This window comes from Streptomyces boncukensis (genome assembly GCF_011045075.1).
GTDB lineage: Bacteria > Actinomycetota > Actinomycetes > Streptomycetales > Streptomycetaceae > Streptomyces > Streptomyces boncukensis.
The window spans coordinates 1-1,557 of sequence record NZ_JAAKZZ010000927.1 but is presented as its reverse complement, the minus strand read 5'-3'; the positions used below and the strand labels follow the sequence as shown (position 1 = coordinate 1,557).

The 1,557-nt window shown below is 78.4% G+C and carries 1 protein-coding gene; it reads right to left on the bottom strand.

The window, feature by feature from the left end:
* Positions 1–1,493: heavy metal translocating P-type ATPase (locus tag G5C65_RS37045; RefSeq protein ID WP_165303424.1), on the bottom strand; the 1,493-nt coding region annotated here is incomplete at its 3' end.
* Positions 1,494–1,557 lie beyond the last annotated feature (64 nt).

Sequence of the window (1,557 nt, the reverse complement as noted above, 5' to 3'; positions counted from 1 at the left end):
GCCCCGACCGGTCCCCGCCCCCGTTCCGCCCGGCGGGCGTGCGCCGCGACGGCGCGGCCCAGCGGGTGCTCGGAGCCCTGCTCGACGGCGCCCGCCAGGCGCAGCGCAGCGGCGGTGCCGACGCCGCCCGGCACGGGAGTCACCCGGGCCACCGTCATCGCGCCCGTGGTCAGGGTGCCGGTCTTGTCCAGTACCACCGTGTCGATGTGCCGCAGCGCCTCCAGGGAGCGCGGGCCCGACACCAGCACCCCCAGCTCCGCGCCGCGCCCGGTGGCGGCCAGCAGCGCGGTGGGGACGGCCAGCCCGAGCGCACACGGGCACGCGACGACGAGCACGGCCACCGCCGAGGTGACCGCCGCCTGCGGCGCCGCGCCCGCGCCCAGCCAGAAGCCGAGCACCGTGACGGCGACGGTGAGGACCGCCGGGACGAAGTGCCCAGCGACCCGGTCCGCCAGCCGCTGCGCCCGCGCCTTCCCGGTCTGCGCCTCCTCCACCAGCCGGGTGATCCGCGCCAGGGTGGTGGCGGACCCCACGGCGGTGGCCCGCACGGTCAGCAGCCCGCCCGTGTTGACAGCGCCGCCCACCACCTTCCGGCCGGGCCCGGCCTCCACCGGGTCGCTCTCGCCCGTCACCAGGGACACGTCCAGCGCCGACGCGCCCCGGGTCACCACCCCGTCGGCGGCGACGCGTTCGCCGGGCCGCACCGTGAACTCGTCGCCGGCGCGGAGCTGTTCGACGGGGACGGTGTGCTCGGCGCCGTCCCGCAGCACCGTGACGTCCCTGACGGTCAGCGAGGCCAGGGCGCGCAGCGCGGCCCCCGCGCCGTGCCGGGCCCGCGCCTCCAGATACCGGCCCGCCAGGACGAACAGCGGGACGCCGACCGCGGCTTCGAGATAGACGTGCGCCACGGAGCCGTCGTCCGCCACCGGCCACAGCGTGAACGCCATGGTCATTCCCGGCTCGCCCGCGCCGCCGAGGAAGAGCGCGTACGCCGACCAGGAGAACCCGGCGGCGACCCCCAGCGAGACCAGCGTGTCCATGGTGGCCTCGGCGTGCCGCAGGCCGCGCAGCGCGCGGTGGTGCAGCGGCCAGGCGCCCCAGGTGACGACGGGCGCGGACAGCGCGAAGCACAGCCACTGCCAGTTGCGGAACTGCAGCGCGGGCACCATCGACAGCACCAGGACCGGCACCGCGAGCAGCGCGGTGCACAGCAGGTGCCGCCCGGCGGACGCGCTGCCCGCGCTGCCCGTGCTGCCCGTGCTGCCCGCGCCGGACGCGCCGGACGCGTGGCCCGGGGGCGCGGTCGCCGGGTCCGGACCGGGCAGCCGGGCGGTGTAGCCCGCGCTCTCGACGACGGCGACGAGCTCGGCCGGACCGAGCCGTGCCGGGTGCCGGACCTCGGCGCGGCCGGTGGCGAGGTTGACGGTCGCGCTGACGCCGTCCAGCCGCGCCAGCTTCCGCTCGACCCGGCGTACGCAGGCGGCGCAGGTCATACCGCCGACGACGAGGCCGGTGGTGACGGTCGCGGGGGCGCTCGTCACCGCCCACCGCCCCCGC